This is a genomic window from Streptomyces sp. NPDC101160 (genome assembly GCF_044768205.1).
In the GTDB taxonomy this organism is placed as follows: Bacteria; Actinomycetota; Actinomycetes; order Streptomycetales; family Streptomycetaceae; genus Streptomyces.
In genome coordinates this window covers 18,956-39,358 of sequence record NZ_JBIWPJ010000006.1, presented here as the reverse complement: position 1 = coordinate 39,358, position 20,403 = coordinate 18,956, and the positions used below count along the sequence as shown (strand labels likewise).

The following is a 20,403-nucleotide window of genomic DNA, read 5'->3' as shown; positions in this document are numbered from 1 at the left end:
CCCGCGGCGGCATGGCGTTCAGCGCGGACGAACTGCGCGTGCTCCGCCGCGCCCTCGCCACCGCACTCAACCCTGCCCCTTTGCCGGACGACGACGTCCAGGACTGCCTGCGCCTGGCCGATTCCGTGGACGAGGCGGTGCGCGAGGCCGGCCGGCTGCGCGCCTTCCTCCTCGCCGACCTGGTCCGCTACCGCCAGGCCCTGCCCGGCTCGCTGGCCGGCTATCTGGAGCTGCTCCAGAACGCCCTGGCCGCCGGGTACGACCCCCAGGCGGACGACCTGGCCGCCCTGCGGGCGCTGCGCGGCAACCCGGCCGCGGCGGCGCTGCTCGCCCGCTGCCAGGTCCTGGCGGAACGATCCGTCAGAGCCCGCCTCGCCCGCGTCGCCCAGGCCCAGGCCCGTACGCCGCTGGTCCCCGCGCCCGCCCCGCGCGTCCGGCTGCTCGCGCTGCCCGGCGGCCGGGCAGCCGCCGACGACCAGGGCCAGGGCCCCAGGCCGCCCGCGCCCGCCAAGCCGGCCGCCCCCGGCCCCAAGGCGCCCGCGCCCGGACGCCCGGCACCCAAGCCCTCCGAGGTGTTCCCGCCACGCCGCCCCGTACCCCCGCCCCCGCCCGAGGAACGCGCGGCCGGATAGCTACTCTGGACGCCATGGACTACGTATCCGCGCTCCTGCCCCCCGTCGTGATGGCCGCGTTCTTCATCGGCCTCGTCGTCACGATCGTCAAGAGCCAGGGCGGCCCGAACAAGGCCAAGGAGGATGCGGCCGTGGACGCCGCCCTCGCCCGCGCCGAGGCCGCGCAGCAGCAGGGCGGCGCCGCCGCCTCGTAGCGGGGTCCGCGCCCCCGAGGACGTACGGCCGCCGCCAGGCCGTGCGTCCTTTTTGCTGCCTTCCGGGGCGTTTTCTCCACTAAAAGACATGTATGCGGTGATCTCGCACTAAGGTGGCATTGTGCCCCGTCCATTGGGAGAGCTGGAAGACGCCGTCATGACCCGCGTCTGGCAATGGAACCGCCCGGTGACCGTCCGGGAAGTCCTGGAGGATCTCCAGCAGGAACGGTCCATCGCCTACACCACCGTCATGACGGTATTGGACAATCTCCATCAGAAGGGCTGGGTGCGCAGGGAAGTCGAAGGCCGCGCCTATCGATATACGGCGGTCTCCACGCGGGCCGCCTACTCGGCCGCACTGATGAACGAGGCGTGGGGGCAGAGCGACAACCCGGCCGCGGCCCTCGTCGCGTTCTTCGGGATGATGTCGCCCGAACAGCGCGAGGCGCTGAACGACGCCATCCGCATCGCCCAGCGGGACACCCCCGAGCCGGCGGCCGCCCCCGCAGCCGCCGAAACCGCAGAGGGGGGCGGGGGAAGCGCGGAGTCCGGGCGATAACGTCCCCCCATGTCATCCGCTTCCACCAATGCCGTGACCGTGCGCCGTGCCCGCACCTCCGACGTCCCCGCCCTGCGCCGGCTCGTCGACCCGTACATCCGGCGCGGCATCCTCCTCGACAAGGCCAATGTGACCCTTTACGAGGACATCCAGGAGTTCTGGGTCGCCGAACGCGACGAGGACGCCACGGTCGTCGGCTGCGGCGCCCTGCACGTGATGTGGGAAGACCTCGCCGAAGTGCGCACGCTCGCGGTCGATCCCGACTTCAAGGGCGCCGGAGTGGGGCATCAGGTGCTCGACAAGTTGCTGCACACCGCGCGGTGGCTCGGTGTACGCCGGGTTTTCTGCCTGACCTTCGAAGTCGACTTCTTCGCGAAGCACGGCTTCACCGAGATCGGGGAGACTCCCATCGACGGAGATGTCTACAGCGAGCTCCTGCGTTCCTATGACGAGGGAGTCGCGGAGTTCCTCGGACTCGAACGAGTGAAGCCGAACACCTTGGGCAACAGCCGGATGCTTCTGCACCTGTGAGCCGCGCGTGGATCGGAGCGTCTATGTCCGAATCGCGCACGTTTCCCGCGTTCCCAGGGTTCTGAACCTCTCCCAGGGGTTTGTGTTTTTCCGGGAAAAGCGGTTTCCTTTCCGCGTACTGCATTTTCGATGAAGGGAAATCCGGTGGCACAGAAGGTTCAGGTCCTTCTTGTCGACGACCTCGACGGCGGCGAGGCGGACGAGACCGTGACGTTCGCTCTGGATGGCAAGTCCTACGAGATCGACCTCACCACCGCCAACGCGGACAAGCTCCGCAGCCTGCTCGAGCCGTACGCCAAGAGTGGCCGTCGCACCGGCGGCCGCAGCGCCGGCACCCGTGGCAAGGGCCGCGTCGTGGCCTCCGCCGGCAGCCCGGACACCGCGAAGATCCGCGCGTGGGCCAAGGAGAACGGCTACAACGTGAACGACCGCGGCCGCGTGCCCGCCGACATCAAGGCGGCCTACGAGGACGCCAACCGCTGAGTCGTCGACTGAGGCGCGGCTGAGGCGTCAGCCCGCGGCTCGCTGCTGAGCGGCCGTCCCCGCCCCCGGCTCCGGCCGGTGGGCCGGGCAGCACTCAGCAGCCGTACCCGGTGGCATTCCGCTGCGGCGGCGGCCACGAGCCGCACCAGGCAGGGGACGCCGTCCGCACCGCCCCGGGGCGAGGGCCACAGGGCCGGCAGCGAGGCCTCGACCTCGCGCCCCGGCTCAGGGGCCCTCAGCCACACCGCGGCGCCGCCCGCCTGGCTCGGGCCGGAGCCCGTACGACCGGTGGGCCGCCATCCCGGGGGGACGGGGGCGGTCATCCGGCCGTCGGTGCCGAGCGTCGCCAGATCCAGTGAGATCCCGCCCCACTCCAGCCAGTCGAGCAGCCCCGGCAGCTCCTCCGCGCTCCCGGCCGCCACGAGCAGCCGCATCCGGCGCCCCATGAGCGCCACGGGGCCGGTGGCCACGCCCGCCCGGCGCAGCACGCCCCGACCGGCCTCGGCGGGCAGCTCCAGGACGTCGAACCGCAGCCCCGTCACGAGCTGCAGCGGAGGCCCCGCCACCGACGCCCAGCCGAGCTCCCGCTCGTACCAGCGCGCCGCGGCGGCCGCCGCCGCGGTCGGCGCCGAGCCGCCGTCGAGCGGCGCACGGGGCGAGGGCACGGTGAAGGGCATACCGGGGGAACGCCGCCGGGTCGGCTTTGGTCACGCACGGTCCTTGATCGGGAGCGCCGAGTGTCCATGATGGGGGCGTACGCACGCATTCGAGCGCGCAAGGTTGTTCGCCCGTAGCGGAGGGAACCGGGGTGCGCGGCATGGAGTGTCCGTGCTTACGGGTAAGACATTCCATGTGAGGAGGGGCGTCTCGCGGGCAAGAAGCGTCTCACGTTCGCCATCGGCGTACTGAAGGCACGGGTAACAGCTTGGCCTGCGGGAACATCGTCTCGCACCATCGAGTTGGAGCATTTGTCGGCTGTTCGGCAGGCGGTCTCCCCAAGAACTGAGGGGGTGATCCGGACGGATGTCGGCAGTTGGAATGAGCGGTCCCCGCTTGCGGGACTAAGCTGCGGAAGGACAGGGAGGGGATCGACCCCTAACTGACTGACCGCTCTGAGGAGCGATTAACGATGTTCGAGAGGTTCACCGACCGCGCGCGGCGGGTTGTCGTCCTGGCTCAGGAAGAAGCCCGGATGCTCAACCACAACTACATCGGCACCGAGCACATCCTCCTGGGCCTTATTCACGAGGGTGAGGGTGTCGCCGCTAAGGCCCTGGAGAGCCTCGGGATTTCGCTCGAGGCGGTCCGCCAGCAGGTGGAGGAGATCATCGGCCAGGGCCAGCAGGCCCCGTCCGGGCACATCCCCTTCACTCCTCGTGCCAAGAAGGTCCTGGAGCTGTCGCTCCGCGAGGCCCTCCAGCTCGGCCACAACTACATCGGCACCGAGCACATCCTGCTCGGCCTGATCCGCGAGGGCGAGGGCGTCGCCGCCCAGGTGCTCGTGAAGCTGGGCGCCGATCTCAACCGGGTCCGGCAGCAGGTCATCCAGCTGCTCTCCGGCTACCAGGGCAAGGAAGCCGCCACCGCCGGCGGCCCTGCCGAGGGCACGCCCTCGACGTCCCTGGTCCTCGACCAGTTCGGCCGCAACCTCACCCAGGCGGCCCGCGAGTCCAAGCTCGACCCGGTCATCGGGCGCGAGAAGGAGATCGAGCGGGTCATGCAGGTGCTGTCCCGCCGGACCAAGAACAACCCGGTCCTCATCGGCGAGCCCGGCGTCGGCAAGACGGCGGTCGTCGAGGGCCTGGCCCAGGCCATCGTCAAGGGCGAGGTGCCCGAGACCCTCAAGGACAAGCACCTCTACACCCTGGACCTCGGCGCGCTGGTCGCCGGCTCCCGCTACCGCGGTGACTTCGAGGAGCGCCTGAAGAAGGTCCTCAAGGAGATCCGCACCCGCGGCGACATCATCCTGTTCATCGACGAGCTCCACACCCTGGTGGGTGCGGGCGCCGCCGAGGGCGCGATCGACGCCGCCAGCATCCTCAAGCCGATGCTGGCCCGCGGTGAGCTCCAGACCATCGGTGCCACCACCCTCGACGAGTACCGCAAGTACCTGGAGAAGGACGCCGCCCTCGAGCGCCGCTTCCAGCCCATCCAGGTCGCCGAGCCGTCGCTGCCGCACACGATCGAGATCCTCAAGGGTCTGCGCGACCGCTACGAGGCCCACCACCGGGTCTCCATCACGGACGAGGCCCTCGTCCAGGCCGCGACCCTGGCCGACCGCTACATCTCCGACCGCTTCCTGCCGGACAAGGCGATCGACCTGATCGACGAGGCCGGCTCCCGGATGCGCATCCGCCGGATGACCGCGCCGCCGGACCTCCGCGAGTTCGACGAGAAGATCGCCGCCGTCCGCCGGGACAAGGAGTCCGCGATCGACTCGCAGGACTTCGAGAAGGCCGCGTCCCTGCGCGACAAGGAGAAGCAGCTCCTCGCCGCGAAGGCCAAGCGGGAGAAGGAGTGGAAGGCCGGCGACATGGACGTCGTCGCCGAGGTCGACGGCGAGCTGATCGCCGAGGTCCTCGCGACCGCCACCGGCATCCCGGTCTTCAAGCTGACCGAGGAGGAGTCCTCGCGTCTGCTCCGCATGGAGGAAGAGCTCCACAAGCGCGTCATCGGTCAGAACGACGCGGTCATCGGCCTCTCGCGCGCCATCCGGCGTACGCGGGCCGGCCTGAAGGACCCGAAGCGCCCCGGTGGCTCGTTCATCTTCGCCGGCCCGTCCGGTGTCGGTAAGACCGAGCTGTCCAAGGCGCTCGCCGAATTCCTCTTCGGCGACGAGGACGCGATGATCTCCCTCGACATGTCGGAGTTCAGCGAGAAGCACACGGTTTCCCGTCTCTTCGGTTCCCCGCCCGGATACGTGGGCTACGAAGAGGGCGGCCAGCTCACCGAGAAGGTGCGCCGCAAGCCGTTCTCCGTGGTCCTCTTCGACGAGGTCGAGAAGGCCCACCCCGATATCTTCAATTCCCTTCTCCAGATCCTGGAGGACGGTCGCCTGACCGACTCCCAGGGCCGGGTCGTGGACTTCAAGAACACGGTCATCATCATGACGACCAACCTCGGGACCCGGGACATCTCGAAGGGCTTCAACCTCGGCTTCGCGGCCCAGGGCGACACGAAGTCCAACTACGAGCGGATGAAGGCGAAGGTCAGCGACGAGCTGAAGCAGCACTTCCGCCCGGAGTTCCTCAACCGTGTCGACGACATCATCGTCTTCCCGCAGCTGACGCAGGAGGACATCCTCAAGATCGTCGACCTGATGATCAGCCGCGTCGACGAGCGCCTGAAGGACCGGGACATGGGCATCGAGCTCTCCCAGTCGGCGAAGGAGCTCCTCGCGAAGAAGGGGTACGACCCGGTCATGGGCGCCCGGCCGCTGCGCCGGACGATCCAGCGCGAGATCGAGGACACCCTGTCGGAGAAGATCCTCTTCGGCGAGCTGCGCCCCGGCCACATCGTGGTCGTGGACACGGAGGGCGACGGCGAGGAGCGCAAGTTCACCTTCCGCGGCGAGGAGAAGTCGGCCCTGCCGGACGTCCCTCCGGTGGAGGCGGCGGGCGGCGGCCCGAACCTCTCGAAGGACGCGTGACGTAACGCTGCGCTGAGCCTGAACGGCTGAAGGGGCGGCCCCGGAACCTGGTGGTTCCGGGGCCGCCCCTTTGCGTGGTGCGGCGACCCCTCGCCTATGCGACGGTCAGGCGGTCGCCGAGGGCGGCCGCGCCGAGGATGTCCTTGCGGGGGACGCCGGTGACCCAGACGCGCAGCCCCGGCCGGGACCGGAGTGGAGTGAGGTCGACCGGCTCCTCGCCGGACCGCAGGACGTCGAGCGTCAGATGGCGCAAGGCCGGCAGATCGGCGACCGGGTCCAGAGCCGTCACCCTGGGACAGCCGCTGATGTACAGACGGTCGAGCCGGCCGCAGTCGAGCGAGCGGAGCACGCCGAGCGTGCTCAGGCGGTGATTGAAGGCGAGGGCGAGGGACGTCAGGGGCCGCGTGCCCAGGCCCTCGACGATCTCGGCTTCGGCGAAGTCCCCCACCAGGAGGACCGCCGTGAGGTGGGGCAGTTTCCTGAGCAGCCGAAGTTGTACGGAGCTGCTGACTCCGACGCTCTTCGTCGGCTCCAGCCGCGAGAGCACCTGCTGGACGAAGGGCTCCTGCGGGAAGGACGACCAGTGCTCCGCGAAGTGAGCTGCCTCGCCCGCCTCCGCGAAGGAACGTGCGTAGGGCAGCGCCGCGGTCCCACCGACCAGTGCGATGAGGTTGGCGACCATCCCCGTGGTGCCCGCCGGCACGTCCCCCGGCCCCGGCAGCAGCGGCAGCAGCTGTGGGCCGAGCCTGGCCAGCTGCCTCATCTGCTCGGGGCCCCGCGGCGGGATCACCGACCGCACCGCCTTCTCCACCCGCCTCCGCAGCGCCTCCTCCAGCCACGCCTTGTGCTGCGCGGCCAGTGCCGCCAGCACGTACAGCGTCGTCTTCAGGTCCTTCTTCCGGGTCGCGGAGCCCGCCTTCAGCAGGCCCTCCACCAGGACCGGCAGCTCGCGGCGCTTGCAGTGGCCGGCGGCCAGCAGCAGCACGTCGTGCCACTGCTGGTCGTGGGCGTGCTGCAGCAGCTCCTTCAGCAGGTCGTCGTCGACGAACTCCTTCGCCGCGAGGAAGTCCTGGAAGGTGCGGTGGGCGAACTGGAAGACGTCGTCCGTGCGCTCCTGGAGAAGGCCGCTGCGGTTGATCAGGTGAGTGAGGATCTCCTCGGGCGTGCCCTGGGCCCGGACGTCGGGCATGCCGGGGAGGGCCCGCTCCAGGCGCTGGAGGGCCTGGTCGCGGGTGAACTCGGTCTGACCGCCGCGGACCAGCCAGGCGGCGAGGCGCTGGAGGAGCTCCTGATGCTCCTCGACGGACATCCGGATGCCGTCGGGCGCGTCGACGCGGCGGTGCTTGTCGCGGGTGCCGAGGAGCATCGTGAGGGCGGAGTCGTACAGCTCCCAGCGGGTCTCGGGCAGGAAGCCCTCGCGCAGCCGGTGCAGGGCGCAGATGACGGCGCAGAGCAGCGGCGTACGGGCGAGCTCGGCCAGGTTGGGGTTGTGGCGGAACTGCTGGGCGAGGTCGCGTTCGAGGTCGTCGAGGGCGGCCCGGTCACGTGCGTCGGCGTCGAGCCGGGCGGCCTCGTGCCAGGCGGCGACGAACGCCTGGATGTCCTCGGCGCGCAGCGGGAGGAGGGTGAGCTCCTCGAAGTTCTCCGCGCCGAGCCAGTCGGGGGCGACGGCGTGCGGACGTACGGTCGCGACGCAGCGGGTGTCCGGGTAGCGGGCGAGCAGTCCGCTGAGCCAGGTGTAGGCGTCGTCGCGGTCGTCCTGGGTGACCTCGTCGAGGCCGTCGACGAGGAGTAGGGCGCGACCGGCGGCGAGGACCCGGCCGGCCCAGCCGTCCGGCGGCGTGTCGATGACGACGTCGCCGACGCGGACGAGCTCGGAGGGGGCGGGGAAGCCGGCGCCGCGGGCGCGCAGGGAGCGCAGCGGTACGACGAAGGGAACGAGCCCGTTGAGGTCGGCCAGCTCGGGGCCGAGCGTACCGGCGGCGGCGTGGGCGGCCAGCCACCACATGAGGGTGGTCTTGCCGGCGCCCGCTTCGCCGCGGAGCAGGACGCGCGGCCGGCTGGCGAGCAGGTCGTCGATCCTGCGCGGTACGGGGACGGAGTCCCGGTCGCGGGTGCTGGCCTCCAGCGACAGGTAGGCGGTGTCGAGGTCCCACCTGGAGGCGCGTCTGCCGAGTTCGTCGAGGCCGAAGATCCGGGTGTGGCGGTAGGCGTCGCCGACGGCTTCGGCGTACTCCTCCTCGTAGTGCTGGTCGCCGGGGTGGGTGGCGGTGACGGGCCGGGGCGGGGCGAAGTCGTCGGGGAGCCAGCGGTACGCCTCCTTGTCGGCGAGGAGCGCCGTGAGCGGGAGGCATTCGAGGCGGCGGTGGCCCCGGCCGCGCGGGACGGCGCGGACGATGCCGAGGAGTCCGTCGTCGGCATAGACAGGGGCGCCCGAGAGGCCGGAGAGCGGGGAGGGGCCGTCCACGGTCTCGATGACGGGCGGGCCGTCGAGCTCGACGGTGAGGGTGTGGCGCAGGAGCCCGGCCATGGGCAGGACGGTGCCCGTGAACTGGTCGAGGTCCGGTCTGCGCTCCTCGTACCGCTGGATGCGAGGGAAGCCCAGGATCACGCAGCCGGGGATCGGGCGGTCGGTGGCGACCTTGCTGAGCCGGGGGGTCGGGCCGAGGCGCTGCTCGCTGACCAGCAGGGCGGCGTCGAGCCGCTCGTCGGACCAGACCACCCGTAACTTCTGGGGTTCTCGCTGCGCGCCGGCCACGACGGCGCTGTGGACGCCGCCTATGACGTGGGCGGCGGTCAGGATCACGTTCCGGGCGAGGAGCACTCCGGTGCCCTGTTGCCTGCCCTGGACGGCGAAGACGGACTGGCTGCTCCTCACCGGCCCTCAGTCCCGGTTCCGGGGCCACCGAAGTCCGACAGGTCCGCCTCGTCCTCGTTCCCCACCAGCCACGCCGTGCCCGTCGCCGCGTTCCTCGGCCTGAGGGTGAAGGAGACCCGGTGGGTCTCGCCGCGCGTGCGGGAGGCGTCGGCGCCCGCCTCGACGACCCAGGCCTTCACCTTGGTGCCGCCCTTGAGCTCCCTGCGGAGCTCGATCGTGAAGTCCATCTGGATGTCGCCGACCTCGAAGGCGACGGGGTGGCCGGTGGCGCGGTTGGCGGCGTCGACGAGCTGGTCGCGTACGGAGGCGATGGCGTCGGCGAGTTCGATCTCGGTCATGGCATGGAAGCTAGCGCCGCCGAGAGGGGGCCGGAGGGGGTTCCGAGGGCTTCGGTTGCGTGACCCAGGTCGCATTCGGGGCCGCCGCGTGGTGACAAGGCGCACAGGCGTTTTCGGCGGTACTAGCCGGAATAGTGGTGTGATTCCGGGAGGAAACGGGACGTTCACGGGTCAACCAACGGGACCGTGGTCCCGCCCCGTACCGGAGTGGAGGGCACGCGGGCTGCCGGGCGGCGGGGGCGGTCGCGACATGGGTCTAAACGGGTCTACGCGTGTCGATTTCTCCCGTTTCGTACGGCCTCGGCGGAGCCGTCAAGAGGTGAACGCGGCCGGAGATCGCTACGACGCAATGTCGTAGATGGGGTGTTTTGGCCAGGCCGGGGGCCCGGGTTACCAAGGATGAGCAAGCCCGGTGCTGAGCCGCTCTCACGCCGGGTCCCGTTCTGTCCGGAGGTTCTCCCCCGTATGTCGAAGCGCGTCACGAAGCCCAGCATCCGTACCACCGCCGTCGCCCTCGCCGCCGCGGGTCTGGGAGCGTCGCTGGTGGCCGGTGCCGGCTCCGCGTTCGCCGCCGAGGGCAAGGCCGCCGTCGCGGGCACCACGAACGTCGCCGCGTCCGCCGCCGTCGCCCAGCAGGCCACCGTCCAGGCCCACGTCGCCGCCCAGGCGAAGGCCGCCGCCGCCAAGGCCGAGGCCGCCCAGGTCAAGGCCGCGCAGATCAAGGCCGCCGCCGCCAAGGCGCAGGCGAAGACCGTGGCCGCCAAGAAGGCCGCCTCCTGGGTCAAGCCGGTCACCTCCTACGCGCTGTCCGCCACCTTCAACCAGGGCGGCGCCATGTGGGCCCACAAGCACTCCGGCCAGGACTTCGCCGTCCCGGTCGGCACCCCGGTCCACGCCGCGGCCGCCGGCACCGTCGTGAAGGCCGGCCCGTACGGCGGCGGCGACGGCCCCGCGTACGGCAACGCCATCGTGATCAAGCACGCCAACGGCACGTACTCGCAGTACGCCCACCTGTCGAAGATCCAGGTGAACATCGGCCAGAAGGTCTCCGCCGGCCAGCAGATCGCCCTCTCGGGCAACACCGGCAACTCCTCCGGCCCGCACCTGCACTTCGAGATCCGCACCACCCCGAACTACGGCTCCGCCGTGAACCCGGTCGCGTTCCTGCGCGCCCACGGCGTCACGGTCTGACGCCTGCGCTGACGCCTGCACTGGTCGGCGCCTGCGCTGAGCCCCGCGGGGCTCAGCGGCCCGACTGGGCCTGCTCGATCAGATCGAGGGCGACCTCGAGGACGGCTTCCTGCTTCTCCTCGGGGTCGCCCTCGACGTTGTTCATGAAGAACGTGCCCGCGTGCAGCGTGAAGATCGCGCTGACACAGCGGACCTTGTCCGTCATCACCGAGCCCGGCTCCTGGAGCAGGTCGTTCAGCGCGAGCATGCGCTCCTTGAAGGTGAGCCCCACGCTGAGCTTGCTCACCGCCGCCTGGTTCTCCTGCATGAAGCGGAAGAGCGGGGCCGCGGCGAGCAGCGCCACCTGGTAGCGGCGCAGCACCTCACGCTTGGTCTCCAGGGTGCTGGGCTGCTCGCGCCCCCACTCGATCAGCTCGTCCATGGGGCGGGTGAGGTCCTCGAAGATGCCGACGAGGATGTCTTCCTTGGTCTTGAAGTGGTAATAGAGCGCGGCCTTGGTGACGTCGAGGCGTTCCGCGATCTCGCGCAGCGAGGTCTTCTCGTAGCCCTGCTCGGCGAAGAGCTCGAGGGCCACGTCCTGGATGCGCTGGCGGGTGTTGCCTCGGGCCTGGGCCATGGTCTCTCGCTTCCCACAACAAAACTTACTTGACGACCGGCAAGTTACGGGTCTACTTTCCACAGTGTAGTAACTAGCCGGGCGGCAAGTAAGGGAAGACGGGACATGGCGACGAAACCGATAGCTCAGACAGTCGAGGGGGAGACGGAGCAGCAGGCGCCGGCGCAGGCACAGCCGCGCAGCGTCCGGGTCGTCCTCCTCGCCCTCATGATCGCGATGCTTCTCGCGATGCTGGACAACATGATCATCGGCACCGCGATGCCGACGATCGTCGGCGAGCTCGGCGGCCTGGAGCACCTCTCCTGGGTCGTCACCGCCTACACCCTGGCCACCGCCGCCTCCACCCCGATCTGGGGCAAGCTCGGCGACATGTTCGGCCGCAAGGGCGTCTTCCTCGGCTCGATCGTGCTCTTCCTGATCGGTTCCGCGCTGAGCGGCATGGCCCAGGACATGGGCCAGCTCATCGGCTTCCGCGCCGTCCAGGGCCTGGGCGCCGGCGGTCTGATGGTCGGCGTCATGGCGATCATCGGTGACCTGATCCCGCCCCGTGACCGCGGCAAGTACCAGGGCATGATGGCCGGAATCATGGCGCTCGCCATGATCGGCGGCCCGCTCGTCGGCGGCTCCATCACCGACCACTGGGGCTGGCGCTGGGCCTTCTACATCAACCTGCCGCTCGGCGTCGTCGCCCTCGCGATGCTCGCCACCGTGCTCCACCTGCCGAGGAAGGAGCGTGCCGCCGGCACCCGGATCGACCTCCTCGGCGCCGCCCTGCTGACCCTCGGCATCACCGCGATCGTGCTCGTCACCACCTGGGGCGGCACCGAGTACGCCTGGGGCTCGGCCACCATCGTCGGCCTCGCCGTCGGCGGAGTCGTCGCCCTCGCGGCCTTCCTCTTCGTGGAGACCCGCGCGAGCGACCCGATCATGCCGCTGCACATCTTCCGCAGCCGCAACTTCACCCTGATGTCCGTGATCGGCTTCCTCACCGGCTTCGTGATGTTCGGCGCGGTGCTCTTCCTGCCGCTGTTCCAGCAGTCCGTGCAGGGCGCCTCCGCGACCAACTCCGGCCTGCTGCTCCTGCCGATGCTGCTGTCGATGATGGTCGTCTCGCTGGTCGTCGGCCGGGTCACCACCAGCAGCGGCAAGTACAAGATCTTCCCGATCATCGGCGGCGCGCTCATGGTCGTCGGCCTGTACCTGCTCTCCACGATGGACACCGGCACAACCCGCCTCACCTCCGGCGTCTACATGGCCGTGCTCGGCGCCGGCATGGGCTTCCTGATGCAGATCACGATGCTCGTCGCGCAGAACAGCGTCGAGATGAAGGACATGGGCGTCGCCTCCTCCTCGACCACCCTCTTCCGGACCCTCGGTTCGTCCTTCGGCGTCGCGATCATGGGTGCCCTGTTCAACCACCAGGTCCAGCACGAGATGGCCGCCCGCGGCGGTGCCGGCGGCTCGCAGCTGACCGAGCGCTCGGCCCAGCTCGACGCCGCCAGCCTCGCCAAGCTGCCCGCCGCGCTCCGCGAGGCGTACCAGCACGCGGTCGCCGCCGGCACCCACTCGGCGTTCCTGGTCGGCTCGGCCGTCGCCGTGCTCGGCTTCGTCCTCGCCTTCTTCGTCAAGGAGGTCGCGCTGCGCGGCGCCGGTGCCACGAAGAAGGACGGCTCGGTGGAGGACAGCGCCCCGAAGGTCGCCGAAGCGGTCTGATCTCCTCCCGCTGCTCGACGGCCCCCGGTGTCCTCACGGACGCCGGGGGCCGTTGTCGTCGGTCGATTGTCAGTGGCGCGTGCCACGCTTTGGTACGTGGAGACCAGCACCCACGCGGGTGCGCGCCCGGCCCTGCTCCGCCGGCTGCGCCTCGCCAAGGACGTCATGGACCGCGACTGGGCCGAGCCGCTCGACCTGGACGCGGTGGCGGCGCGTGCCGGCTATTCGCGGTTCCATTTCGTACGGGTCTTCAAGGCGGCGTACGGGGAGACGCCCGGCCAGTACCTCTCGCGCCGCCGCATCGAGCGGGCCGAGGAGATGCTCCGCACCGCCGACCTGACCGTCACCGAGATATGCAACCTGGTCGGCTTCAGCAGCCTCGGCACGTTCTCCACCCGCTTCAAGCAGCAGACCGGGCTCAGCCCGAGCGAGTACCGCGCCCGGCACGTGGGCCGCGGGACCGCGCTCATACCCGGCTGCTTCGCGCTGCTGTACGCGGGCGCGTTCCCGGGGCGGCGCCGTCCCGACGGCCAGGGAAGCGGTTCCGACGACCCTGGTTCCGAGGACCGTGGATCCGACAACCGTGGTTCCGAGGACCGCGGTTCCGGCGACCGCAATTCCGGAGAAGCGGGCTGAGAGGAGGGCCGCCTACGGTGGACGCATGATCAAGGGACTGGGCATCACCACCGTCTGGACGCTCGACCAGGAGCGCACCAGGAAGTTCTTCACCGAGAAGCTCGGCTTCGAGGTCCGGGACGACGTCGCCATGGGGCCGATGCGCTGGGTCACCGTCGGCGCCAAGGACCAGCCGGACGTCGAGCTGGCCCTGATGAGCCCCGACGGGCCCGCCATGGACGAGGAGTCCGCGACGGCCCTGAAGACGCTCATCAGCAAGGGCGTCCTGGGCGCCGGGGCGTTCCGCACCGACGACTGCCGGGGGGACTACGAGACGTTCAGGGCGAGGGGGGTGGAGTTCGTACAGGAGCCGAAGGAGCGGCCGTACGGGATCGAGGCGATCTTCCGCGACGACAACGGCAACTGGTACTCGCTGACCCAGCGCAGCGAGGAGCTGGACTTCTCCAAGGACTTCGGGACCGCGCCCGAGCGGTGACCGGACGGCCGGTCAGTCGGTCAGCCGCAGCACCGGGAAGCTGCCCGTGTCCGTCGGGGCGTGCTCCGGCAGCCAGAGCACGGCGATCGCGCCGCCCGCGCCGTCCGGGGTGCCCTCGGGGGCCGCGTTGCGGAAGGTCAGCCGGGCGCCGAGGACGCGGGCCTGGCCGGTCGCGATGGTCAGGCCCAGGCCGTGGCCCTGGCCCGCGCGGTCGCTGCTGCCCGTACGGAAGCGGCTCGGGCCCTCGCGGAGCAGCGCCTCGGGGAAGCCGGGGCCGTGGTCGCGGACCCGGACCACCCGGCCCTCGACGGTGACCTCGACCGGGCCCCTGCCGTGCTTGGCGGCGTTGGCCAGGAGGTTGCCGAGGATGCGTTCCAGGCGGCGCGGGTCGGTGTTGACCCAGGACTCGTGGACGACGCGGATCACCGCGTCCGGGTCGAGCGCCCGCACCCGCCGCTCCACGAACTCGCCGAGCGCGATCTCCTGCAGCTCGGCCCGCTCGGACGCGCCGTCGAGCCGGGCCACCTCCAGGACGTCCTCGACGAGGGTCCGCATGGCCTGCGCCCGGTCCCGTACGAGCTCGGTCGGGCGGCCCGGCGGCAGCAGTTCGGCGGCGGTGAGCAGCCCGGTGACCGGGGTGCGCAGCTCGTGCGCGATGTCGGCGGTGACCCGCCGCTCGGCCTCGATGCGCTCGTTCAGCGCGTCGGTCAGCGCGTCGATCGCCCGGGCCAGCTCGTCGGTCTCGTCCCGTACGACGCCGCCGATGGCGTCCCGGACCCGGAGGTCCGTGTTGCCCTGGGCGACCCGGCCGGCCGCCGCGGCGGCCTTGCGCAGCCGGCGCGAGAGCTGGCCGCCGATGAGCACGCCGAGCGCGCAGCCGCCGAAGACCACCGACACCGAGCCGATGATCAGGGCCCGGTCGAGGTCCTTCATGATCGTGGCGCTGCGGTCGGCGAAGGGCACGTGCAGCGAGAGGACGTCGCCGTTGGCGAGCGGCACGGCCGCCCAGACGTCCGGCGCGCCGCCGTTGTGCTCCTGGACGTAGGTGCCGCGGCGCTTGTCCCGCATCAGCTGGTCGAGCTGGGGCGGCAGCGCCGGGTCGTTGATCTTGGTGCCGAAGCGCGGCTCCTTGGGCTTCGACGTCTCGTACACGCGCTGGGCGAAGAGCAGCCGCCACATCTGCACGTCACGGGCGTTGTCGAGCATGGAGACCCGGGCCGCGTTGTGGACGACCAGGCTCAGCGTGACCGCGATGAGCGCGCCGACCGCCGCGATCGCGACGGCGATCTTCCAGCGGACACCGGTCCGCAGACCGCCCGCCCGCAGACCACTCGCCCCGGCTCGCAGACCACTCGCCCCGGCCCGCAGGCCGCCGGCCCGCAGACCACTCGCCCGCGGCCCGGTCGTGCGCAGCTCGCGCGTCTGCCCCTTCACGTCCACCGGCCGGTCAGCCCTTGAGCTTGTAGCCGAAGCCGCGGACCGTCTCGATCCGGTCCTGGCCGATCTTGGTGCGCAGCCGCTGCACATGGACGTCCACCACCCGGGTGTCGCCGCCCCAGCCGTAGTCCCAGACCCGCTCCAGGAGCTTGTCCCGGGACAGCACCGTGCCCGGCGCCGACGAGAACTCAAGGAGCAGCCGCATCTCGGTCGGGGTGAGCGCGACCGGCACGCCGGCCCGGCGCACCTCCATGCCCTCGGTGTCGACCTCCAGGTCACCGAAGGCGAGCACGCCGCCCGCGGCCGCCGCCGTGGTCCCGGCGCCGTCACCGGCCTCGCCCGCGTGGTTGAAGCGGCGCAGCACGGCGCGGATCCGGGCCATCAGGACGGAGCCGTCGAAGGGCTTGGTGACGTAGTCGTCCGCGCCGGCCTCCAGGCCGAGGACGACGTCGATGGAGTCGGCCCGCGCCGACAGCATGATCACCGGCACGGTCGACTCGTCGCGGATCCGCCGGCACAGGCTGACGCCGTCCATGCCGGGCAGCATGACGTCCAGGAGCGCGATGTCGGGCCGGTCGGCCCGGAAGGCGTCGAGGCCGGAGAGCCCGTCGGGCACGGCGGTCACCGTGAAGCCGTCCCGCTCCAGGGCGAGCTGGGTGGCCTCACGGATGACGTCGTCGTCCTCGACGAACAGGACATGGGTCTCGGCCATGGGTGGTGCCTTCCGCGTACGCGCTCTGTGGGGGGTCGGATCGGGTGCTGAGGCGGGGAGCCGGGGGCTAGCTGGACGGAGCCGGCGCGGGCTCGGTCCCGTCCAGTCCGCCGTCCCCGGCCGCCTTGCTGAAGTCGTTGTGCACCCAGTCGTGCTGGCTGAACCTGTTCCCCGTCCAGCGGTAGGTGATCACGTCCTCGCCCGAGGGGTACGCGACCGGGTCGCCCTTCGCGTACACCTGCTTGGTGACGATGAGGTCCCCGCGGTCGATCGTCCCGTACACCGCCGCGTCCTCGGCCATGAACACGTTCGTGTACTTGTCGTTCTCCTCGCGGTACACGTACATGCCGATGCCGACCATGTCGCCGCAGCTCATCACGTTGACGACGATGTCGGGCGCCCCGGAGTTGGTGAGGTTCCCGTAGGAGGTGTCCACCGGGTAGACGTCCGCCGTGCACGGCTTCAGGTCGGACTTCAGCCGCTCCCCGATCTTCGGGTCGCTCTTCAGCAGGGCGATCGGATCGACCTTCGGGGGAGCCTGCTTGGAGTACTCGCCGGGCGCGTTCGACGACGAAGGGGCCTGCGGGGCCGTCGACGCGACCTCGCCGGAGCGCGCCGCACCCTCGTCGCGCGAGCCGGTGCCGCCGGTCGAGCAACCGGCGACGAGCACGCCGACGGCGGCGAGCCCGGCCATCGCCGTGACGCTCGCCGCCCGTTCCGTGGGTCTGGCACTCAGGCCGCGCACCGCTCCTGCTTCCGCTCGTCGCCTCGCCGTCCGGCCGCGGTCGTCACGCCGCCGCCCGGATCGACCCGTCCGTCCGCTCCAGGACACCCGTGTCCAGGGCGCGGGCGTCGCCCTCGGCGGCCCGGCTCTCCAGCTCCTGGCGCAGTCGGGCCAGGGCGCGGTGGAGCGTGCTCTTCACCGTACCGGTCGACATGCCGAGCGCGGCAGCGGTCTCCTCCGTGCTCATCTGCTCCCAGTGGCGCAGCACGACCACGCTGCGCTGCTTGGGCGCGAGCACCTTCAGGATGTCCATGAGGAGGGCGCGGTCGGCGTGCTGCTCGGTCGGGTCCTCGACCCGCGCGTCGGGCATCTGCTCGGTCTCGGTGGGGACCTCCTCCAGCTTGCGGGCCCGCCACCACTCGGTCCGAGTGTTGATCATGACCCGGCGGAGGTAGGCGTCCGCGAGCGACTTGTCGGCGATGCCGTCCCAGCGCCCGTACGTGCGGACCAGCGCGGTCTGCAGCAGGTCCTGGGCGTCGACCGGGTCGGGCACGAGACGACGGGCACTGCGCAGCAGCGCGTCCTGCCGCGTGCGTACGTACTCCTCGAAATCGAGCACCTTGCCGAGCGTCTCGCCATGCGCCATCCCGAACCGCCTCCGATCCCCGTGACCAGACCCATCAGACCTGTTTCCGTTACGTCGAAGACGCTACGGAGCGCTTGTCACGGGGCTGTCCGGGCGAGCCGTCGGCGGGCGCACGGCTGTCCATCGGTTGTGTAACAGCGGCGGATCCGGAGGTTTCGGTTCGGGTGCTCGGGGAGAAGGGCGCTCAGCTCAGCGGGAGCCGGTACCGGCCGCCCTCCAGCGGTTCGACCAGGCCGTCGGCGACCAGGCCGTCCAGTGCCCGGGCGCGCTGCACCGGCTCGTCCCAGACCGCGTCCAGGTCCGCCTGCTCCACCGGGTCCACGGCCTCGCGGAGTACGGCGAGCAGCTTGCCGCGCACCTGCCGGTCGGTGCCCGCGTACGTCTGGCCGCGGCGCGGCGGGCCGTCGTGGGCCGGCTTGCCGGCGAGCAGCCAGGCGCAGCGGTCGGCCAGCGGGCAGCGCCCGCAGTCCTCGTTCTTCGCCGTGCACACCAGCGCGCCCAGCTCCATCGAGGCCGCCGCCCAGCGGGCCGCCGTCGGCTCGTCGTCGGGCAGCAGGGCCCGGGCGAGCCGGCGCTCGGCGGCGGTGGTGGCGTTCGGCGGGTACTGCACGCCGGTCGCCGCCCGCGCGAACACCCGGCGCACGTTCGTGTCGAGCACCGGATGGCGCTGCCCGTACGCGAACGAGGCCACGGCCGCCGCCGTGTACTCCCCGATCCCGGGCAGCGCGAGCAGCTGCCCGTGGTCCTTCGGCACGTCGCCGCCGTGCCGCTCCGTTATGGCGACGGCCGCCGCGTGCAGCCGCAGCGCCCGGCGCGGATAGCCGAGCCGGCCCCAGGCGCGGACGGCCTCGCCGGGCGCCTCGGCGGCCAGGTCGGCGGGGCGCGGCCAGCGCGCCAGCCACTGCTCGTACACCGGGAGCACCCGGACGACCGGGGTCTGCTGGAGCATGAACTCGCTGACCATCACGCCCCACGCCCCCGCCTCCGGGCGGCGCCACGGCAGGTCGCGGGCGTGCCGGTCGAACCAGGCGAGGACGGGCCCGTGCAGCGCGTCGGGCGCGTGCAGCTCGCCGGGCGCGTGCGGCGCGTCGGGCACGGCGAGGTCGGAGGAGCGCGCGGCGGACGGCGCGACAGGGGTCTCGGGGGTGGTGTGGATGGAAGTCATGGCACTTCCGATCCTGGCATGCTCCCGAGTCGATCAGTACGCGCCGTGGCGTGCGCCTCCGGGGCGCGCGGAGGCACGAACGCGCGGACCGCGCCCCACGCACCACATGACTGCGCTGCTCCGGCTGGACCGGGCCGTGTCGACCAGGGCCCGGGCCGGGCGGCGGGCCGCCTTCATGACGACGAACGCGACCACGGCGCCGGTCAGCAGGCCGACCGTGACGTCGTGCGGGTAGTGGACGCCGACGAAGACCCGGGAGAAGGCCATGAGCAGGGCCATCGGCGCGGTCAGCCAGACGATGCCGCGCCACGACAGCGCGAGCGCCACGGCGGCGGCCCCGGCGATGGCGGAGTGGTTGCTGGGGAAGGACCAGTCGCCGTGCGGCGGGCAGGCGACGAGCGAGGCGGGTGCCCCGGCGACCGCGCGGCACGGTCGCTCCTCGTCGACCAGCGACTTCAGCGCCTCGTTCACCACGTAGCCGAAGGCGGTCGCGAGCGGGGCGAGCAGCGCGAGCGCCATCGCGTCGGCCGACCCGCGCCGCATCCGCCACCAGCCGGCCACGAACAGCACTCCGAAGAGCAGCAGCCCGAGCTCGGTCCACACCTCCGCGATCTTCTGGAACCAGTGCGGGGTGGAGTGGGCGAAATCGACGATGTCGAGATACAGCCCGTCGGTGAGGTGAGGGAGGTTGTCCATGGTCGATGACGTTAACCCGCTTCCGGAGGAGCTCGCTCCGGCCGAGGGCCGACGGCCGTCCCCGAGGAGAGCAGGGGGTGCCGCGGGCGTCACGGACCGTGCCGGGAACAACGCGGACGGCGCCCGTGGAGTTCCCGCTCCGGACCGGACCGCGTCCCGGATGTGATCATCGGCAAAACTTGGCGTCTGGGGCGGCATGGGGGGCGGGAGTTGGGGCTGATCTCTCGTAAGGTTCGTGACGTGGGATCACTGCGCAATCCGGTCGGGCCGCTTCCCTCCTCCATCTACTGGCGTCGGAGGGCCGTGGCGCTGTGCCTGGTTGCCCTGCTCGCGCTGATCGCCGCCTGGGCGTTCACGTCCGGCGGCGGCGGAGGCAAGAAGCCGGACGACAACGCCAACGGCTCCTCTCCCGCGCCGTCGATCACTCCCGGTCCCTCCGGCTCCGGTCCGGCGATCAGTCAACACCCGGGCGGCCGCGACGAGTCGGGCTCCGGTGACGGCTCCGGTTCGGGTTCCGGCTCCGGCTCCGGTGACACCGAGGGCGGTGGCGACGCCGGCCGCGACACGGGCGGCGGCGACGGCGGTACGGACGCGGGCGCGGACTCCGGGGCCACCGGCGGCAAGAACGGCGACACGGACGGCGCGGGCGGCGACGGCGGCGCTGGTACGGGCGCCGGACAGCAGGTTCCGGCCAATTCCCCGCTGCCGAACTGCGCGCCCGGCGCACTCCAGTTGAGGCTCACGGGCGCCAAGAACGCCTACGAGCCGGGCGAGAAGCCGCGCTTCAAGCTGGCCGTCACCAACACGACCGGCGCCGACTGCAAGACCGATCTCGGTCCGAAGAACGCGGTGTTGACGGTCCGTGACACCACGGGCGTGCTGTGGTCCTCGAAGGACTGCCCGCGCCCCGCGACCCCGCTCTTCCTCAGGGTCCCGGCGCACACCACGATCACCCACACCGTGGAGTGGGACCGCCGCCGCAGCGCCCCGCAGTGCGCGACGACCGCCCCGGCCGGCCAGGCCGTCGGCCCCGGCAACTACCTGGCGGAGGCGTCGGTGCCGGGAGCGCGGGTGACGCCGGTGTCGTTCCAGCTCGCGAAGGACTGACCGGCCGGCTCGGAAGAGACA

The 20,403-nt window shown here is 71.4% G+C and carries 21 protein-coding genes; 11 read left to right on the top strand and 10 right to left on the bottom strand.

Annotated features, from left to right (window positions below):
- Positions 1-11: 11 nt before the first annotated feature.
- The 5 genes from ACIRSU_RS19545 to ACIRSU_RS19525 all read left to right on the top strand — a co-directional run bounded on the left by ACIRSU_RS19545 (position 12) and on the right by ACIRSU_RS19525 (position 2,399).
- Positions 12-632 (top strand): hypothetical protein, encoded by a 621-nt coding sequence (locus ACIRSU_RS19545; protein ID WP_403794865.1) that lies wholly within the window; start codon positions 12-14, stop codon positions 630-632.
- A gap of 14 nt (positions 633-646) precedes the next feature.
- Positions 647-826, top strand: a complete 180-nt coding sequence (locus ACIRSU_RS19540; RefSeq protein ID WP_403793710.1) for a hypothetical protein — start codon at positions 647-649, stop codon at positions 824-826.
- A 121-nt stretch (positions 827-947) separates the two neighbouring features.
- Positions 948-1,385, top strand: coding sequence for a BlaI/MecI/CopY family transcriptional regulator (locus tag ACIRSU_RS19535; protein ID WP_403793708.1), 438 nt, complete (start codon positions 948-950; stop codon positions 1,383-1,385).
- 9 nt (positions 1,386-1,394) lie between these two features.
- Complete coding sequence (locus tag ACIRSU_RS19530; RefSeq protein WP_403793706.1) at positions 1,395-1,916, top strand: amino-acid N-acetyltransferase; 522 nt, start codon at positions 1,395-1,397, stop codon at positions 1,914-1,916.
- A 144-nt stretch (positions 1,917-2,060) separates the two neighbouring features.
- Positions 2,061-2,399 (top strand): Lsr2 family protein, encoded by a 339-nt coding sequence (locus ACIRSU_RS19525; protein WP_403793704.1) that lies wholly within the window; start codon positions 2,061-2,063, stop codon positions 2,397-2,399.
- Here ACIRSU_RS19525 and ACIRSU_RS19520 read toward each other — a convergent pair.
- Positions 2,378-3,076 carry an SCO3374 family protein gene (locus ACIRSU_RS19520; RefSeq protein ID WP_403793702.1) on the bottom strand — a complete coding sequence of 233 codons (699 nt, stop codon included), beginning with the start codon at positions 3,074-3,076 and terminating at the stop codon, positions 2,378-2,380. The two genes, ACIRSU_RS19525 and ACIRSU_RS19520, sit on opposite strands and share 22 nt — an antisense overlap.
- Positions 3,077-3,528: 452 nt before the next feature.
- Here ACIRSU_RS19520 and ACIRSU_RS19515 point away from each other — a divergent pair, with 452 nt between their 5' ends.
- Positions 3,529-6,048 carry an ATP-dependent Clp protease ATP-binding subunit gene (locus tag ACIRSU_RS19515; protein ID WP_403793700.1) on the top strand — a complete coding sequence of 840 codons (2,520 nt, stop codon included), beginning with the start codon at positions 3,529-3,531 and terminating at the stop codon, positions 6,046-6,048.
- A gap of 94 nt (positions 6,049-6,142) precedes the next feature.
- On the opposite strand, the gene ACIRSU_RS19510 is transcribed toward ACIRSU_RS19515, so the two are convergent.
- Entirely contained in the window at positions 6,143-8,926 is a 2,784-nt protein-coding gene (locus ACIRSU_RS19510) for an NACHT domain-containing protein (RefSeq protein ID WP_403793699.1), read from the bottom strand.
- A complete protein-coding gene (locus ACIRSU_RS19505; protein WP_403793697.1) occupies positions 8,923-9,264 on the bottom strand; it encodes a trypco2 family protein in 342 nt (113 codons plus the stop codon). The genes ACIRSU_RS19510 and ACIRSU_RS19505 overlap by 4 nt, the downstream gene beginning before the upstream one ends.
- Before the next feature lie 465 nt (positions 9,265-9,729).
- On the opposite strand from ACIRSU_RS19505, the gene ACIRSU_RS19500 reads away from it, so the two are divergent.
- Positions 9,730-10,455 (top strand): M23 family metallopeptidase, encoded by a 726-nt coding sequence (locus tag ACIRSU_RS19500; protein WP_403793695.1) that lies wholly within the window; start codon positions 9,730-9,732, stop codon positions 10,453-10,455.
- A gap of 52 nt (positions 10,456-10,507) precedes the next feature.
- On the opposite strand, the gene ACIRSU_RS19495 is transcribed toward ACIRSU_RS19500, so the two are convergent.
- On the bottom strand, positions 10,508-11,071 hold the full coding sequence (locus tag ACIRSU_RS19495; protein ID WP_403793693.1) for a TetR/AcrR family transcriptional regulator: 564 nt from the start codon (positions 11,069-11,071) through the stop codon (positions 10,508-10,510).
- A gap of 105 nt (positions 11,072-11,176) precedes the next feature.
- On the opposite strand from ACIRSU_RS19495, the gene ACIRSU_RS19490 reads away from it, so the two are divergent.
- The 3 genes from ACIRSU_RS19490 (at position 11,177) to ACIRSU_RS19480 (ending at position 13,895) form a co-directional block, all read left to right on the top strand.
- Positions 11,177-12,784 carry an MDR family MFS transporter gene (locus tag ACIRSU_RS19490; protein WP_403793692.1) on the top strand — a complete coding sequence of 536 codons (1,608 nt, stop codon included), beginning with the start codon at positions 11,177-11,179 and terminating at the stop codon, positions 12,782-12,784.
- Positions 12,785-12,949: 165 nt separating this feature from the next.
- Positions 12,950-13,420 carry a helix-turn-helix transcriptional regulator gene (locus tag ACIRSU_RS19485; protein ID WP_403794863.1) on the top strand — a complete coding sequence of 157 codons (471 nt, stop codon included), beginning with the start codon at positions 12,950-12,952 and terminating at the stop codon, positions 13,418-13,420.
- Positions 13,421-13,445: 25 nt separating this feature from the next.
- Positions 13,446-13,895 (top strand): VOC family protein, encoded by a 450-nt coding sequence (locus tag ACIRSU_RS19480; protein WP_403793691.1) that lies wholly within the window; start codon positions 13,446-13,448, stop codon positions 13,893-13,895.
- 12 nt (positions 13,896-13,907) lie between these two features.
- Here ACIRSU_RS19480 and cseC read toward each other — a convergent pair whose 3' ends face one another.
- From cseC to ACIRSU_RS19450, 6 genes are all read right to left on the bottom strand, one after another.
- Positions 13,908-15,221, bottom strand: a complete 1,314-nt coding sequence (gene cseC, locus ACIRSU_RS19475; RefSeq protein ID WP_403794860.1) for a two-component system sensor histidine kinase CseC — start codon at positions 15,219-15,221, stop codon at positions 13,908-13,910.
- Positions 15,222-15,342: 121 nt separating this feature from the next.
- Complete coding sequence (cseB, locus tag ACIRSU_RS19470; RefSeq protein ID WP_403793689.1) at positions 15,343-16,044, bottom strand: two-component system response regulator CseB; 702 nt, start codon at positions 16,042-16,044, stop codon at positions 15,343-15,345.
- A 67-nt stretch (positions 16,045-16,111) separates the two neighbouring features.
- Positions 16,112-16,789: a hypothetical protein gene (locus ACIRSU_RS19465; RefSeq protein ID WP_403793687.1), complete on the bottom strand. Its 678-nt coding sequence runs from the start codon at positions 16,787-16,789 to the stop codon at positions 16,112-16,114.
- Positions 16,790-16,832: 43 nt separating this feature from the next.
- Positions 16,833-17,414 carry a SigE family RNA polymerase sigma factor gene (locus tag ACIRSU_RS19460; RefSeq protein ID WP_403793685.1) on the bottom strand — a complete coding sequence of 194 codons (582 nt, stop codon included), beginning with the start codon at positions 17,412-17,414 and terminating at the stop codon, positions 16,833-16,835.
- A gap of 184 nt (positions 17,415-17,598) precedes the next feature.
- Positions 17,599-18,579 (bottom strand): A/G-specific adenine glycosylase, encoded by a 981-nt coding sequence (locus ACIRSU_RS19455; protein WP_403793683.1) that lies wholly within the window; start codon positions 18,577-18,579, stop codon positions 17,599-17,601.
- A 33-nt stretch (positions 18,580-18,612) separates the two neighbouring features.
- A complete protein-coding gene (locus tag ACIRSU_RS19450) occupies positions 18,613-19,275 on the bottom strand; it encodes a phosphatase PAP2 family protein (RefSeq protein WP_403793681.1) in 663 nt (220 codons plus the stop codon).
- Between the two features lie 240 nt (positions 19,276-19,515).
- On the opposite strand from ACIRSU_RS19450, the gene ACIRSU_RS19445 reads away from it, so the two are divergent.
- On the top strand, positions 19,516-20,382 hold the full coding sequence (locus ACIRSU_RS19445) for a hypothetical protein (protein ID WP_403793680.1): 867 nt from the start codon (positions 19,516-19,518) through the stop codon (positions 20,380-20,382).
- Positions 20,383-20,403: the final 21 nt, after the last annotated feature.